The sequence below is a fragment of the Paracoccus sp. KKT209 genome, assembly GCF_055635455.1.
On the sequence record NZ_JBVMWB010000004.1, the window covers coordinates 115,212 to 130,650 of the forward strand.

General features: G+C 59.9%; 17 protein-coding genes. 14 read left to right on the forward strand and 3 right to left on the reverse strand.

From position 1 onward, the window contains the following. Window positions 1-99: 99 nt before the first annotated feature. Window positions 100-1,050, forward strand: a complete 951-nt coding sequence (locus tag ACZ2G3_RS19495; protein WP_419270855.1) for a lysozyme family protein — start codon at window positions 100-102, stop codon at window positions 1,048-1,050. A gap of 3 nt (window positions 1,051-1,053) precedes the next feature. On the opposite strand, the gene ACZ2G3_RS19500 is transcribed toward ACZ2G3_RS19495, so the two are convergent. The 3 genes from ACZ2G3_RS19500 to ACZ2G3_RS19510 all read right to left on the reverse strand — a co-directional run bounded on the left by ACZ2G3_RS19500 (window position 1,054) and on the right by ACZ2G3_RS19510 (window position 2,768). After that, a complete protein-coding gene (locus ACZ2G3_RS19500) occupies window positions 1,054-1,431 on the reverse strand; it encodes a hypothetical protein (protein ID WP_470400035.1) in 378 nt (125 codons plus the stop codon). Then, window positions 1,412-2,164 (reverse strand): division plane positioning ATPase MipZ, encoded by a 753-nt coding sequence (locus ACZ2G3_RS19505; RefSeq protein ID WP_470400036.1) that lies wholly within the window; start codon window positions 2,162-2,164, stop codon window positions 1,412-1,414. The genes ACZ2G3_RS19500 and ACZ2G3_RS19505 overlap by 20 nt, the downstream gene beginning before the upstream one ends. Window positions 2,165-2,234: 70 nt before the next feature. Further along, on the reverse strand, window positions 2,235-2,768 hold the full coding sequence (locus ACZ2G3_RS19510; protein WP_419270860.1) for a hypothetical protein: 534 nt from the start codon (window positions 2,766-2,768) through the stop codon (window positions 2,235-2,237). 803 nt (window positions 2,769-3,571) lie between these two features. Between ACZ2G3_RS19510 and mobI the strand changes: the two genes are divergently transcribed. The 13 genes from mobI to ACZ2G3_RS19575 all read left to right on the forward strand — a co-directional run bounded on the left by mobI (window position 3,572) and on the right by ACZ2G3_RS19575 (window position 15,409). Next, window positions 3,572-4,060, forward strand: coding sequence for a conjugative transfer protein MobI(A/C) (mobI, locus tag ACZ2G3_RS19515; protein WP_419270861.1), 489 nt, complete (start codon window positions 3,572-3,574; stop codon window positions 4,058-4,060). Between the two features lies 1 nt (window position 4,061). Further along, complete coding sequence (locus tag ACZ2G3_RS19520) at window positions 4,062-6,239, forward strand: TraI domain-containing protein (RefSeq protein WP_419270863.1); 2,178 nt, start codon at window positions 4,062-4,064, stop codon at window positions 6,237-6,239. Continuing rightward, complete coding sequence (gene traD / locus ACZ2G3_RS19525; RefSeq protein WP_419270865.1) at window positions 6,236-8,404, forward strand: conjugative transfer system coupling protein TraD; 2,169 nt, start codon at window positions 6,236-6,238, stop codon at window positions 8,402-8,404. Before ACZ2G3_RS19520 ends, traD begins: the two co-directional genes overlap by 4 nt. Window positions 8,405-8,494: 90 nt before the next feature. Then, entirely contained in the window at window positions 8,495-9,040 is a 546-nt protein-coding gene (locus ACZ2G3_RS19530; RefSeq protein ID WP_419270867.1) for a hypothetical protein, read from the forward strand. Then, entirely contained in the window at window positions 9,040-9,696 is a 657-nt protein-coding gene (locus ACZ2G3_RS19535) for an IncC plasmid conjugative DNA transfer DtrJ family protein (protein WP_419270869.1), read from the forward strand. The genes ACZ2G3_RS19530 and ACZ2G3_RS19535 overlap by 1 nt, the downstream gene beginning before the upstream one ends. Window positions 9,697-9,873: 177 nt before the next feature. Next, window positions 9,874-10,296: a hypothetical protein gene (locus ACZ2G3_RS19540; protein WP_419270871.1), complete on the forward strand. Its 423-nt coding sequence runs from the start codon at window positions 9,874-9,876 to the stop codon at window positions 10,294-10,296. After that, the gene (locus ACZ2G3_RS19545) at window positions 10,265-10,546 is read left to right on the forward strand and encodes a type IV conjugative transfer system protein TraL (protein ID WP_419270873.1); all 282 of its coding nucleotides are present in this window, start codon (window positions 10,265-10,267) and stop codon (window positions 10,544-10,546) included. Before ACZ2G3_RS19540 ends, ACZ2G3_RS19545 begins: the two co-directional genes overlap by 32 nt. Then, the gene (locus tag ACZ2G3_RS19550; protein WP_419270875.1) at window positions 10,543-11,181 is read left to right on the forward strand and encodes a TraE/TraK family type IV conjugative transfer system protein; all 639 of its coding nucleotides are present in this window, start codon (window positions 10,543-10,545) and stop codon (window positions 11,179-11,181) included. Before ACZ2G3_RS19545 ends, ACZ2G3_RS19550 begins: the two co-directional genes overlap by 4 nt. Continuing rightward, on the forward strand, window positions 11,178-12,467 hold the full coding sequence (locus ACZ2G3_RS19555; RefSeq protein ID WP_419270877.1) for a hypothetical protein: 1,290 nt from the start codon (window positions 11,178-11,180) through the stop codon (window positions 12,465-12,467). Before ACZ2G3_RS19550 ends, ACZ2G3_RS19555 begins: the two co-directional genes overlap by 4 nt. Continuing rightward, on the forward strand, window positions 12,467-13,774 hold the full coding sequence (locus tag ACZ2G3_RS19560) for a TraB/VirB10 family protein (RefSeq protein WP_419270879.1): 1,308 nt from the start codon (window positions 12,467-12,469) through the stop codon (window positions 13,772-13,774). The genes ACZ2G3_RS19555 and ACZ2G3_RS19560 overlap by 1 nt, the downstream gene beginning before the upstream one ends. A gap of 3 nt (window positions 13,775-13,777) precedes the next feature. Next, window positions 13,778-14,050 carry a TraV family lipoprotein gene (locus ACZ2G3_RS19565; RefSeq protein ID WP_419270881.1) on the forward strand — a complete coding sequence of 91 codons (273 nt, stop codon included), beginning with the start codon at window positions 13,778-13,780 and terminating at the stop codon, window positions 14,048-14,050. A 64-nt stretch (window positions 14,051-14,114) separates the two neighbouring features. Continuing rightward, the gene (gene traA / locus ACZ2G3_RS19570) at window positions 14,115-14,489 is read left to right on the forward strand and encodes a TraA family conjugative transfer protein (protein ID WP_419270883.1); all 375 of its coding nucleotides are present in this window, start codon (window positions 14,115-14,117) and stop codon (window positions 14,487-14,489) included. Between the two features lie 125 nt (window positions 14,490-14,614). Then, window positions 14,615-15,409 (forward strand): DsbC family protein, encoded by a 795-nt coding sequence (locus ACZ2G3_RS19575; RefSeq protein ID WP_470400041.1) that lies wholly within the window; start codon window positions 14,615-14,617, stop codon window positions 15,407-15,409. Window positions 15,410-15,439: the final 30 nt, after the last annotated feature.

The window sequence follows — 15,439 nt, forward strand, 5'->3', positions numbered from 1 at the left end:
TGCCCGTTTTTTTATTGATGAACAAGTATTGTCGGCTATCCCATCACATGGGACCATGTTAGCAAACCAGAAAACTGCCGGTTAATGATGGGTTGCTAGATGAAGAGTGCTGTTCCGACCTTGCTGACTATTCTTGCTGTCACGACCGCACATGCCACCGACCTTGGCGATGCACCGGCCGACCTGGCGTCGGAGATCCAGCGGGCGTCTGCTCTTTATGCCACCGAACCGGCAGCCGATCCCCATAAGGCCGTCGTGTTGGCTGAAACCCCCGTAGAGATGATCGAGATCTATGCTGCGCTGGACGAGCGCCTGCCGCCGATGAAGATATACAGCTTCACCCGGGACGATGACGTTCCCGAGGCAGATGTCCTGCAATCACTCCTGCCGACGACCTTCACGCCCGGCTCGGCCGAGGACTTGATCATCAGCTATATCCGCCGGTTTGAGGCAGGCAAAAACGGCTATAACGCGGTGTGGCACGGCAACCGGACCCCCCTACCCTCGCGGCCTACCGACATGACGGTCTGCGAGGTCCGCGACTGGCAGATCGCCGCTGCTCGCCGGCAAGCCTCCACGGCCATCGGCCTCTTCCAGATCGTCGGCGGCACTTATCGGTCGCTCCTGAACCGGGTCAACCTCCCCTGCAACACGCCTTTCGACCAGAAGACGCAGGACATGCTAGGCTTGGCACTTCTGATGGGCCGCGGCTGGCAGGAGTTCAAGGCAGGTCGGATGACAGTTGAGGATTTCGGCTTCGAGTTGGCTGGAGAATGGGCCGCTTTCCCGGCGCCCTACGGAAAGGACAAGGGGTTTTCCCGGTATCGTGGCATCGCCGGCAACCGGCACCAGGTTGAGCTACGCGATTACATGGCCTTCCTGCGGGACTTGGATCAGAAGATCCGCGCGGGCGATCTTCCGCTGCATGACGACGACGCTGCGCCCGCCTCCCCTGCCCTGCCAGAGATCGTCTTCGTCTCGAACGAAAACGACCGGCAGGACATCAGGTCCTCGCCGGTCATTCGAGTCATGAGCTTCAACGGAAACTGAACTTTACTTGGTCAGGATCTCTTCACGCTTCTCTTGGCTCTTTGCCAGCCACTGGTCGATCAGCTTCTTGATTACGAAACCCGCAGGCTGCGAATGCAGTCGAGCCACCCGTTCCAGTTCTTCACGGGCATCAGCATTCAGGCGGAAGGACACCGTCTTGTTTATGCCACCGGCTTTTTTCGCAACCTTTGGCTTTCTTTGTGTCCTCTGTGCCTCCGGTACGTCGCTGGCAGGCTCAGATTGAGGAGTCGGAAGCGTGGCTTGCGGCGGTTTTGGCGTTGGATCGCCAGTTACCCGCTCGATGTCAGCGACAGTCAGAGTTGTTCGGCGCTTACGGGCATCGTCCAACGATAAATCAACATCAAGCTCCGGCCGTGGCATCGGTTACCTCGCTTTCTTCATCATCTTCTGCAGGCATTTCAACGATATTATAGGTCTTACAGTCATCCCAGAACATCACAGCGTCTTCGTGAGCATTCACGGATGACTTAGCTTTTGGATCAAGCTCGATAAGCTCGAAGTGGTAATGTCCAGTGGCCCAGGCATCAGTCATTGCTGTTCCCTGGTTGGACAAGGGCGTCTTCAGGATTGGAAAACGCGCCCTCTGGACGCTCCTCAGGATGCCTTTTGCCGTCCGACCTTCGAATTGGTAGATCCGAGCGCCACGCGATACGACAAAGCCAACTTTCGTCGGCAGGCTGTGCTCCCGAATGATCTGCATCATATTCTTCATTGCCAGACGAACAGGATTAACTTCCACAAGGGTCATTGCTGCTGGCATGAGCACAAGATCGGCTTGCAAGGCACTTAGCACAACGTAGTTGGCATGTTGCCCCGGTAGGTCGATTATGACGTGATCGTATTTCTCCCCAAGTTCGTAAAGTAGCTCAGGGGTGTCATCGCTAGGCTCGATCACTCTACATTCGATCGAATGATCCGGAAGTCCACGCTTCCGGCGCTCATCGAAGAACCCAGCCAACGACCCCTGTTTGTGGTCCGCGTCAATGACGCAAACGCTCTCAGGACTTTCTGAGCCTCGGTTGGCAGAGGCTATTGCATTTACGATGGAGAGGATGGTGGTACTTTTACCGACCCCTCCCTTGGTGCTGTACAAGGAAATTATCATGTGTCCACTCGATCGCGCTGTTCTTATGATTTGTCGCCGCAACTGATTAGATCACACGCTACCTAAACAGTGCAAGTGCCGTCAGCACTGCCTGCAGTGTCAGTAGCGTCAGCAGTGTCGACAGTGTCAATGGTGTCGAGCGCGCCCGCATCGTCAGCAATGTCAGCAGTGCAAGCGGCGTCAGCACTGCCTGCAGCGTCAGTAGCGTCAGCAGTGTCGAGAGTGTCAATGGTGTCGAACTTGCCCGCATCGTCAGCAGCGTCAGCAGTGTAAGCGTCGTCAGCAGCGCAAACTGTGTCAGCAGCGTCATTAGTGTCAGCAGCGTCAGCGGTGTCGAACTTATCAACAGCGCCAGCGATGTTGGCGGTGTCAGCGGTGTCGAGCGTGTCGGCAGCGTCACAGGTGTCAGCAGCGTCACAGGTGTCAGCATCGTCAGCAGTGCCCGCAGCGTCGCGGGCGCCCGCAGCGTCAGCGACGTCATCTCTGCCCGCATTGTCAGCACTGTCGAACGCGTCATTAGCGCAAGCAGTGTCAGCGGTGTCAGCAGCGTCAGCACTGCCCGCAATGTCGCGGCTGCCAGCGGTGTCAGCATGTCCAGCCTCAAAGTGGGTGATGATGTTCATGACACAATACGAGCGGGATATGTGGAGGTCGCCGAGACAAGGATGACGCTCCCGCCCCTGCCAAATACATCCCACTCCGCCTCAAGGAGGCAGACAGGCTTAAACATGCTCAAACCCTGGCCGCAGCCTCTCAAGATGAACAGCATGCCGAGCGTGTCCTCCGCAAAGCGCCACAGAGCTCGTGAGAGAGCCGCTGGAGGGCCTTCTCGATTAAAAATGAGGCAAGGTAGCCGGTTGACACAAGCGCCCTTCCACGGGCCGCTGCGGCGCTCTCTGGCATAATTGCGAGGTGGAAGGATCAGTCGGATCCTTCAAGTGGGCCGTGGCGGCTGCTGCTTCGCGAGCGCCGCCAAAACCGCCGCAGAAAATCAACTTAGTGAAAATTCAGGTGCAGTGCCAGACGCTTAATTGTCCTAGAAGGTACAGGCCTCGACGCATTACCAGCCCATGGTCAAGGGCTGTACGCAAACGCCACCCCAAAATTTGCTGTTCGTGCGATAGGTTTGGCGGTTTTTGTTTGGTCGGGTTTGGTCGCTCGGATGCCCTCAGGGGCGGCCGTCTGTCGGCTTTGGCAGTTCCGATTGACCGCTTCTAACCATCCCGGTCGCGCACTACAAATTTTCTGGCGTTGCCAATTCTATCATGTCAGAAGCGTATATAGCCCGTTAGTGTTACAAGCGCTTTCGGCGTGTCGGTGGTGGGCAGAGCCGACTGATCGCATGGATTTTCTCTGTGATCATCGCCGGGCATGAGAGGTGGATTGAGGGACATAATGATCCAATCAAGCGTGGTGAACCGCGAGGACAGCCTGCGCGCGATGACCGCCGAGCGGAGCTGCATCGCGCATCTTTCGGAGCACTTTGAGGATGTTCACATTGAGCTTGTTGACGAAGCGAAGGCGCTGGTGACGGAGTGCCATGATCTGATTAAGGCCGACTTCAAGGAGAACAAAATGCGCCGTCCCCCGTTGGCGCTGTCGTGCAAGGTGCGCCAAAATCAACTTGGTCCGACACTGGTTTGGGTTCGTTATCCCATCATCAGGGGCCAGAACGCAGCCCATCTTCGGCGCTTTGCAACCGAGGTTCCGGGCCGAAGACACAACCTCTATCCGGTGCGGATCTTCAAAGCGTTTGAGGACAGCCAACTGATTGAACGGCTCATCGAGATCGAAAAGAGGGCAGGGGAACTGCGGCAAAGAACCACGAACTGGCGGGCGATCCAGTCAGCGCTCAGGCAGCTAGACCAAGCGAAGAGGAGTTAAGATGCGCTCGTTTCTCGGCTCGCTTTTCAGGGCACCGCACGCAAGGCAGGGGGCCACGTCCATAAAGCACCCGCCCGTTTCTCCCCCAGCAACTGCTCCAACTGATCACCTTCAGCAAGCGCGGCATTGGCTGCAGGAGGAGAGGAGTGGCAATGTCCCGCCCGACATTCTCCATCCCGACCGTGAGGGGATTGAGGTCGTCGACACCAATGCGCTGATGGACGCAAACCGCCAGATCATCAGCCAGATCCTTGACACTTTTACCGACAAAAAGTTCATCGAGGACTTCGACGCGATCATTGTTGAGATGATCCGCCGGGTCGCGCACTGGATGGGGCCGCTGCCGGCGTCTCGCGCGCACCACCACACCGGCCGGGGAGGGCTCTTCACGCACTCGCTCTCGGTGGGGCTTGGCGCGCTAAACATGAGCGCGTCTCGCAATGTCACGTATTCCTCTGCACCTCGGAACCGGGACGCCGACAACCTCGCCTGGCAGCTGATCGCCTTTATCGGCGGCCTTCTCCACGACATTGGCAAGGTAAACACCATCGGCCGCGTTCATGCCTTTGCGGTTCATCCCGATCCTCAGGGGGAAGGGAAGTTCCGCTCCACCTCGGCGCCGACCTATTCGACGGCCTGGGAGCCCTCTGTGCAGGGATTTGCAGGCTGGGCGAAGATCACGCGGGTCCGCAGCTACTACATCGATTATGACGGCAAGGACCTGCTGCCGTCCGAAGACTACACTCAGCGCTATATCCTGGCCTTGGTACCACGCCCGCTCCTGGCCTACATCTACTACTCGAACCCGGTGATCCGGCAGCAGTTCGAAGACTTTATCAGGAACCCCGGATCCGCGTCTAGGACACCGATCTTCGGCGTGGTGCAGGACGCCGACCACATCAACGTTTCACAGTCGCTGGACCCACGGCGCAAGCCCGGCTCGATCGGGATGACGTCGCTGATCATGCGCCGCTTTGCAGAGTTCGCGGCAGAGATGCCGTGGAACCTGCCGACCTCGCCGTTCATCTATGCCCATGTGCAACACCGCTCGGACAACTCGCTGAGGTTCTACGGGCTGCCATTCTTCGTGGTGAGCGAGACAACCGTCGCGCAGCTGGAGCAGTACATCCTGTCGCGTCCGATGCTGGGGGTGTCGATGTCTACTCACAGGATAACGGAACATATCTTCAACGCGTTGGAAACGGCGTCGATTATGAACCGGACTGTCGAAACGCTTCTGCCCGAGCAGATCGCGCCGGAGAACATGGCCGACTGCATCCCCGCCTCACGCGCAACGGTGCGCTTCTCGGCCAGGCAGGTGGAGACGATCGCGATCAACGCCAATACGCCGGAGGACGCGCTGATCTCGCTGAACGTCATTGCGATCAAGGTGCGGGTGCCTGCCAAGTCGGCTCTGGATGCCCCGACGCTGGCCTTCCACGAAGATCCACAGCCGCGGTCAATGGCGGTACTGGCCGCGACCATCGAGAAGGGCGAGCTGGAGCCCGCAGATCAAAGTCTGCGCAACGACCCCTCCTTCATGGCGGACTTTAAGCGAGAGAAGGCAAGAAAGCCCGTGGACTACAGCGACCTCGGCCTCGACAAGCAGTTCGAGGAAACGCTTCATCGCGCCCCGGTCGCGCCCGCACCCCCACCAGAGCCGGTCTTACCGTCCGACAAGAAAACGAAGCTCAGCAAGCTGGCTTCCCTCGGGCAGCTTGCCGGCAGCGGAAAGGTCGATCTTCGCCCACCCTTGGTTGACCCTCAGGCGCCGCTCTGGCTTCAGCTGTTCGCAGACCTTCAAGACCTGAACGATGTTCCTGCCGATGCAGCATATTGCAGGGCGTGGTCCGCGATCTGGCTTTACCTCCATGACAACCCACAGACTTCAGCAACGGCGGTGCAAACGCAGAGCGGGCACTTTGCCTTCAAGTGCTTGTCGCTCGATCTTGGCCTTCGAGACAGCCTTTTCGCGGCGCTGAACAATGCGGGGCTGAAGGGCAAGATCCTTGGCCCGTTCTGGCAGCGCGAGAAGATCACCAGCGAGCATCCGCAGTTCGAGACGCTGTTTGAGCTGAGCAAGGACGCAGACGGCAAACAGCTGTTCCGGTTCCGCCCGGAGATCTGCGCTCATCTTGAAGAAGTCGTTCAAATGGAAGGGCAGGGGGGTGCAGCATGAAGCTGACCTATGACACCGACTATCGGCCCAACTACGAGCTGATGCTGGCGCTAAACTGGTCGATCTGCGGTATGCTTTGCGCGCTTATGCTGAGCTTTTACATGCAGTTCCCGTTGCAGCTCACGGCCATCATGACCGGCGGCTTCTTTGCCATCGCCGCGTATCAGGCGTTCTTCGCCCGCAAGAGGTTCGAGCGGCTGCAGAAGCTTCAGCGGCAAGAGCGCAACTTTCTGACACTTGAAGAAATCGCGGAGCAGACCCGGCCTGACAGTCTGTTCCTTGGCAGGGGCTTCGAGTGGACCATTGGCCATGCACAGCATGTGGCCGACCTCTACCGGGACCACGAGCTGCTGGCGTCGATCAAGGCCAGGCGGCAGGGGGCCACATTCCTGCATGGCGTGGGTATTGCGCAGGAGGATCGGATCTTCTTTGCCGACGACGAGAGCAAGGGCCATGTCCATATCATCGGCTCCACCGGCACCGGGAAGACCCGCCTCATCGACCTCATTGCCACCCAATGCGCGCTGCGAGGTGAGCCGCTGATCGTTATTGATCCCAAAGGTGACCAGGAGCTGAAGAACAACATTGAAGCTGTCTACTCGCGCCTCGGCCGGGGGCGCGACTTCACCTTCTTCCACCCGGGCTACATTGAGGAAAGCGCTGCGATCAATCCGCTGGCCTCGCGCCAGCGTAGTTCGGAATTGGCATCGCGCCTTTCCGCCGTTATCCCGTCCTCTCCCACCGGCGACGTCTTTAAGTCGTTCTCGCAGAATGCCCTCAACGGTATCTTCTATGCGGTGGAGATGTCGAAAACCAACCCGACCATCATGGATGTTCAGCGCGCCTTGTCAGAGGGCTTCGCACCTTTGTGCCTCAGGGCGCTCGAAGGCTGGGCCTATGACAACGGACTTCTCGGCGAGATGCGGACCGCAATGAGCGCCGGCCGCAAGCCGAACGATGACCGCAAGGCCGAACTTGGGGCGCTCTACTACCAGGAGATCAGTGCGCGGGACAAAGCGCTCGACAGCGCCGAGATGAACAACCTTATCTCACTGCTGCTCCATGATCGTGACCACTTCAAAAAGATGGTCGCATCTCTCGTGCCTGTCGTAGGCAAGCTCTGCTCCGGCCCTCTGGCGACCCTGTTTTCTCCCGACGTGGAAGCGGGACGCATGCCGAAGTCCGGCAGGGTGATTTCGCTCAAGCAAGTCATCGACACCCGCGGTGCCTGCTACATCGGCCTCGACACGCTCTCGGATCCCGATGTCGGCCGCGCTATCGGGCAGATGATCATGGCCGACATCGCCTCGCTGATCGGCAAGAAATACAACTTCGGCCGTGACAAGGGCTTCATCAACATCATCGTGGACGAAGCCTCGGAAGTAGCAAACGAGCAGCTGATCCAGCTTCTGAACAAGAGCCGCGGGGCAGGGGTGCGGATGTTCGTCGCGACCCAGACCTTGGCCGATTATGAGGCACGCACCGGATCGGCGGCCATGGCGGGAATGTTGATCGGGAACATGAACAGCACCATCATGCTGCGGACCATCGATCCCGAAACCCAGAAGGCTCTCTCTGACCGTCTGCCCGAGGTGCCGATCCAGTATGTGATGAAGACCACCGCCTCATCCATGGGGGACAAGTCCCACACGGGCGCCTTTGCCGTGAACCACGGGGAGAGGCTGATGGAGGAGCGCCTGCCAATTGTGGCACCGCAGACCTTCGGCGATCTCTCGGACCTCGAATATTTTGCCATTACCGCCCGGGGCAACCTGATCAAGGGCAGGCTGCCGATCCTCATTGCCCCGGACGAGAGCAGCCACATGGCGGAAGCAGCCCACTTCGGTGCAACGACGCCAGATGATCCTCTCACGCGGGACAGCAATCTCGATGACATTCGCCGGGCTGTGGAGTTCGACCGTCCGCAGATCGTCGAGCCTCAGGCGGACGCCGACCGTGTGGATAGTCCTCGACCTGTGAAACGTAGCTTCCTGCCATTAGTGCGCTGGATCGACGTGTTGCCAGCGTTTCGTCCGGAGGACCCTAAGCCCGAGATCAAGCCCGATCCCTACACTGCATCCTTGGAGGAAGCTGAGAGGCCGCTTCCCTGGAGTGATCCTCTGCGGCACCCTGATGACGAAGCCTCATCTCTATGCTCCAGCTAGATTAACCGACAGTCGATAAGCGCCTCGATCGGGGCGAAAACAAACTTGCCGCGCTGTTAGTGGTTTCGGCACTACAGCGCGTTATTGTTGTTGAACGTGCGCCTGCGTTCTGTTTACGAATTAGTCCAACCAGATCCACATGGTGAGCTTGAAATGCAGCCAGCGCTACCTGCAGTCAAAGAGTTATTGGGCAAGGGCGGCTACCGGAGCTATGCCGGTAGCCTTAACCGGCACCCTATCACCTTCCACATCGCAATCAGCGACGGCTCCAGCCGCGTCAGCGCAATCGTCAATCTGACATGCGATCTGATGCGGGCTGCCAGGGACGCCGGATGCTCTACCGAGAAACTGCTTGATGACGCGCGGACGGCGAGCTTTGTCTCATTCGACGAGCGCACCGGCCTGCAATATGCGATTGAGAACACAATCGGCACCGATGCCATTGCCGTGCTAGGAAAGTCGATTCCAATGGCGCGGCGCGACGTCACCCATGCGCTCTGCTGCGACGGAGCGCGGCACCACCCGCATTTTCGGCTGATCGCCACAATTGCCTTGGCCCTGAAGATGCGGGGGATCTCCGCCAAGGGCGTGATCCTCAGCCGCGGTGACGACGGCTTGGGAGCCAGGGCCGCCTGATGGCTGACATGCAGTCCAGCTACGACAAGCTCTTTCCGACGCAGGTGCTGTTTTTCGTCGCACTGACCATGCTGGTCAATCTCGCGCTTGTCACGCTGGCCTACTCCTTCCTTTGGGAGCAACCGTTCTTCCCAGTGCTACAGAAGGAAAAGCACTACTTCGAGCAAACCATCAGCGTTGAGGCTGCAACGGCGACCCGCTTCACGGGCGACAGCCTCTACAACACCATGTTCGTGGACAGCGGCATCGAGCGCGTGGCCTATGCCAGCCTTGAAGACAATCCCGACGATTTGGCGGGGCAGGTCCTGCGCAAGACGACCGCGGCAGGCAGAATATTTGACAACCTCTTCGACTACCTGCTGCTGCTCTGCCATCGCTTCAGCTTCTTTCTTTCTACCCTCGGCTACCTGGTCTTCCTACTGGTCGCCATCGCGATGCATGCGACCGTGATCCGGCATCGCAAGCGGTACGAGTTCGGGGATACGCCAATCCTGATGAACCTCTGGGCACGCTCGACACTAAGCTACGCCTTTCCAGTCACCTTCCTGATCTGGACCCTGCCTTTTGCCATTCATCCGGCGCTCCTGCTGGCCAGCATCGTCGGCTGCGTGGGGGGCATGCTCTTCTGGGCCTTCTCCATGCCCAAAATCGCGTGATCCCATCATTAACCGGCTGTTATGCGGTTTTACGTTAAAAAATCCCTTAGCAACCCGTTATTGATATTGACCAGCAGGCGGTTCGTGGTAAGCAAAGCTCAAGTGGAAGCTTGTAAACGACGGTCCTGCCGGTTAGCGCTGGAACATTCCTGAAGCTCACCGACATCGGATCGCGCCATGCTCTCCACGACGACCAGAAACATTGGACACCTCGGACTGGAAGGAGTTTACGTCGCGCATGTGATCCGGATCGACGACGAGGCGGGCAGTGACAGTTATCTGCTCGGTCTTTCTTTCGGTGACGGACAAGCGATCGGGATGGTCGTGCAGCACAACTCCAACCGGTTTCGCCGGTGGGCCAAGCTGTCGGCGGTCGAGGACTTCCTCGCCATCCTGAACCCCAGAGTAGCGATGATCGGCCTTTACCCTGCGGATGGACCTGTCCAGAAGGTGAAGGACAATCTGATCAACGCGTATCGTCTCGATCAGTCGATCAGGAACGATCCCCATCTGGAACAAGAGCGACAGAAACTCCTTGCAGCGCTGAGCCCCGAACGGGCCGCTACGCATGGACGAGATACGAGTTCCGCAGACACTTGATGCGCCTGCGCTGGCACTGGTCTTCAATGCCAGCCAAATATTCTCTTTCATCAGCTTCACGATCGTCGGCGTCATCATTGGCAGCCCGTTCATCTGCGGTGCCTTGGGCCTTTTTCTTGGCTCCTTCATCAATAAGTTCTCTGACAAGAAGCCTGACGGTTACCTGCGTCACCGCAGCTACTTCCTCGGCTTGCCGATCATGTCGGGCCGCGCGACGCCTCACGGCCTTGACCGGGAGTTCCGCGCGTGAAGAAGCAAAAGGCCGCAAAGACTTTCCGCCAGATCAGCTTTGACAACACGCTCCTGAAGGTGGGCGGGGGTGCGCTGCTGATCAGCATGTGCTGGATGCAGTTCAACCTCGCAACGCGCGATGAAGCGGTAATCCTGGTGCCTCCCTTCCAGCACGAGACCATCGAGTTCATCAATGGTCGTGCGAACAAGGACTACTACCAACAGTGGGCCTGGTCGGTCGCCATGCTGGCGGGCAATATCACTCCGGGCAACGCAGCCTTTGTTCGTGGCGAACTGGAGCGCATCGCGACCCCTGCGCTGTACCGTAAACTTGTGTCCACGGTTAATGTCGAGATCCAGAACATTGTCAGGGACAATGCTATTGTGACCTTCAGCCCGCGAGAGGTCATCTACGACCCCGAGCTGAACCGTTTCTTCGTGACTGGCACTCAAAGCATCGGCGGGCCGGGCATCCGGCGTCCCATCGACAAGCAAATGACCTACGAGCTGGGCTTCACGACCGAACGGCTGCGGATCTACCTCGACAGCTACGCGATCTACGCGGGCAAGCCCATGACGGCCGAAACGCGTGATCAAGAAATGGAAAAGCGCGCGAAAGAAGCTGCTGCCGCTGCAGAGGCGGGTGAAGGATGATCCGCGATTTCCTGCTCCACACCGCCATCGCCACCCTTGTCGTCGCCGCGCCTGCGGTAGCGCAGGACGGCGAGCGCATCCGATCCTCGGGATACGAGGGCGAGGCAGGTGGTTCAGACTGCAAGGACTGGAGCGTGGACTTCGAGTTCAACCGCTGCGAACGGATGCCGCTGCCCAATGACCCCGAGACCTTCGGCCAGGTCTATACCTTGCCGGACGGGGGAATGCGGACCTTGACGGTTGATCCCGGTGCGGCGCCGGCAACAGCCGATGCAGATGGGGTGGATCCACGGGAGGGGCTTTCTCTAGTGGAGTCCGTCACCGAAGCGGTCACAGGTTCTGAAGGTCAGGATGATCGCGAAGCCACGGGTGCGGCGATCGCAGGCGCCACAGCAAACCGGAGCGGCGAGCCGCCGGCCGCGGCTGATGGCTCAGGCAGTGCCGTCAGGGCAAAAGAGGGCGCCAACGCGACGGCCGGCGAGGAAACTTCTGAGATTGTCGAGGAGAACTTCATCCTTCCTCCCGTGGTGGCTTCCATTCCTGGCCGCGCGGAGATCATGCCGATGGCAATGGGTCACCTGAACCGGATCGAGACACCCTTTAACGACCCAATGGTGCGCTCTGCCGCGGCGGCCGATGCCATGACGATCGAGTTCGACCAGAACTTCGTCTATGTTGCGGTAACGCAGCCTGTCACCCTCTTCATCCACGAGAAGGGTTATCCCGACCCGGCTATCGTCGTGAGCCTCGTGCCGCAGCGCATTGCGCCCCGCCAGGTGCGCGTCACGCTGCCGTCAACGGCCATGCGAGAAGTCCAACAGCATGCCGCGACGGTCAAGGCGAACAACGCGCCGCGCAAACCTGCGGCCGAAAGCGGCCCGAAAGCCAACTCCGCGGGCGTCCGCCGCGAGCCTGAACCGCGCGCTGCGACCAATACGGTTGCGCACATGGTGCAGGACTTCTCCCAGGGCAAGCTGCCGGCTGGTTTTGTCAACATCTCGCTGGAAGGCTTCGAGGCAGCGGCGTTCTGCTCCCATGCCGGTGTGCGCTTCAGCTTCCGGCAGGGCGCCGGCATCGCGTCGAATGAATACATCATCGTGCGCGGCATGGCCGAGGCCAGCAAAACTACCGAACTGAACGAGCAGTGGTGTGCGCGTCATCCGCAAACCCTCGCCGCGGCATTTGCGCCCCGTACTCAGATCGGGCCCAACCATCCAGCCGACTTCTACGTGATGATCCGCCGCCCGAATGCGGCAATCCAGGCCGCGCGCAAGGGGGGCAACTGATGGCGACCGAGAAACAGCCGCTTTCCCCGAAGGCCAAGAAGACGATGATCTATGGCGGCCTTGGTCTTGCCGGTGCGCTGGCCGTCTATGTCGCCACGATGCAGACCGAAGCTGCCCCCAAGATCAAGGAACCCGAGGCCATCTCGCTGACCGGCAATGTCGACACGCGCAGCGTTTCGCTGGAAGGCCTGTCGCGGCGCCTGACGGATCTTGAGGCGGGCCGAGAAGCCTCGTCTTCCGAACAGCGGACCGACATTCGCCAGATGCAGCAGCAGGTCACGGAACTGTCCAAGCTCATCGAGCGGATGCAGGCGGACAACGCGACGCGCGCCCGGCGTATGCAGGAGGCTATCGACAATGCCACGGCCTCCCCCGTCGTGGCAGCCAATCCAAAGGACGGTGATCCTGTCTCCATCAACACGGCGGAGACACAAGGCCGGATCAACCAGATTGCTGACCAGCTGGACGTCCAGAGGGCGCAGCGGGACCTGGAAGCGGAAGAGGCGCGACTGAGGCGCGAGCGGGACCGGCTCGAACGCGAACGCCGTGAATCCATTTATACCCAGCCCGAACCTATCGTGCAGCAGCAGGCGTCGAATGTTGCGGCGATGCCCGCACCCCGGATCGCGGTTTACCAGTCCGAGGCCGTGCCCGCCGAAGTGGAGGACGCCGAAGTCGAACCGCTCGTGAACGTGCCGGACGTGAACATACCGGCAGGCTCGATCATGACGGCGATGCTCCTGACTGGATTGGATGCTCCGACCGGCGCACGGGCGCAGTCACAACCTGTGCCCGTGCTGATGCGGATCAAGAAGGAAGCCATCATGCCCAACCATGCTTGGGCAGATGTGAAGGAGTGTCACCTGCTAGGATCGGCCTATGGCGATCTTGCCTCCGAGCGCGTCAATATTCGCGGGGAAACCGTCAGCTGCGTTCTGGCCGACAACACCGCCGTCGAAGGCAAGGTAAAGTTCTTCGTCACGGGCGAGGACGGCAAAAATGGCGTCCGCGGCACCCTCGTCAGCCGCTCGGGCCGGGTGCTTGCCAGCGCGGCCGGTGCGGCGCTCGCACAGGGGCTTCTGTCCTCAATGAAGGACCAGTCTGCCGAGAGCGTGTTCCTCGGCGGGGGCACGGGCGGGGCCGGGGGCGGGAGTGGTGCCATCACGGGGGCGTCGGAAGGATTCGATCTTCTGACCGAATACTACCTCGACCTCGCAGAACAGACCTTTCCGGTCATCGAAATCCCCAACGGTCGGTGGGTCGATGTGGTGCTGACCGAAATGCTGACAGTCAAATTCAAGGGGTAAGCCATGCGGAAACTCGTCCTCACCCTCGCTGTTCTCAGCCTCGGAGCCTGCTCGAGCGCCAACATGGTGCCGGGCCAGAGCGAGGGAAATTGCGACCGCGACCCCGAAAGCTGCATGAGCGTCCGCGAGGCGATGCAGCTGACCGATGGACCTGCCTCGCCGCCTCCGTCCCACAACGCGCTTCAGCGCGAGGACGTGATGCGGGTCTGGGTCGCGCCTATGCGCGATCCGAACGGGGTTTTGCAGAATTCGGGCCACGTCTTTCTGGAAGATTGACGGCGTTTAACCGGCCGGCGGCCCGAATGATCGGCCGGCCACCATACGAGAGAGGGACTATCCGATGTTCACGAAATTCAACAAGCAGAAGAAACTCGCTGGCTTGGCTGCGCTGATCGCGGTGGGGATGGTGCCCATGGCTCATGCCGGCACCACCGGCGCCGAGTTCCAGGACGCCTACACGATGCTGACGGAATGGATCAACGGCTACTTCGGCCGCGCCCTGGCAATCGCCTTCCTGCTGGTCGGCCTCTTCATGGGCATCGCCCGCCAGAACCTGATGGCCTGCGGCGTCTCGATCGCCGTCGCCTTCGGCTTGATCATCACGCCGACGATCCTCGACAACATCCTCGCTGCCACCATCTCGGGCGAAACTGCCGTGATCGAAGCTCCGGCTGCTGTTGAAGTCCCGATGATCGTGAACGGCCAGCCCGGCTGAAGGTGAGCCGTCCAGAGACGGCTCACTCCACGACTGACGCCCCCCACGGTTTGGCGACATGACGGGGCGGTGCGGGGCTACGGGCAAAGCTCGTAGCCCCATTTTTCTAGCACAGGTGCGAGACGATGAAAGCGAAAACGCTAATGGCCTCTTTTGCCCTCACGACCTTGTTGGGCGCGGGTGGCGCACTCGCGCAGGGACAGGGACAGGGACAGGGACAGGGACAGGGAGACTTCCCCTACATTTCCGATCTCACGAACCCTGACGTTCCCGCTGAGACGCCGAAAGACCAGATCCGCGAGACGCAGGAGCTTGTCTCGCCCTTCACCCATGCGGTGTCGTTCCACGGCCGCGAAGGCGTGGCCTACATGAGCCAGAACGGCCGCTTCGTCATGCGCGGCGTGATCTTCGACACCTGGACCGGCGACACCATCCAGACGATGGATGATCTTCGCGAGTCCATGAAGAACGTGGACCTGGGGAAGTTGGGCCTGAAGGACGAGGACATCGACCCGTTCTACTTCGGCAGCGGACCTAAGAAGGTCACAGTCTTTGTCGATCCGTTCTGCCCCTATTGCGGCCAGCTCTTTGACGAGATGATCGCTGATCCGTCCCTCGCGCAGGACTACACCTTCACTATCATGGCCGTGCCGTTCCTAGGTGACAACTCGACCAAGGCAGTGAACGCCCTGCACTGCGCTCCTGACCGGGACCGCGCCATCAATGCGCTTCTGACCAAGGACCACCGTTGGATGATGGCCCAGCAGATGCCCGAGAACTGCGATGTGCAGCCGGTTCTGCAGCGCACCATCCTGTCACAGATGCTCGGCGTAACCGGCGTGCCCTACATCATCGGCGCCGAGGGCGGGATCTCGCGCGGCATGCCCCCGAACCTCAAGACCTTCCTCGCCACGAACTGACGGGCCTCCGGCCCGTCGCTTCCCCTCCGC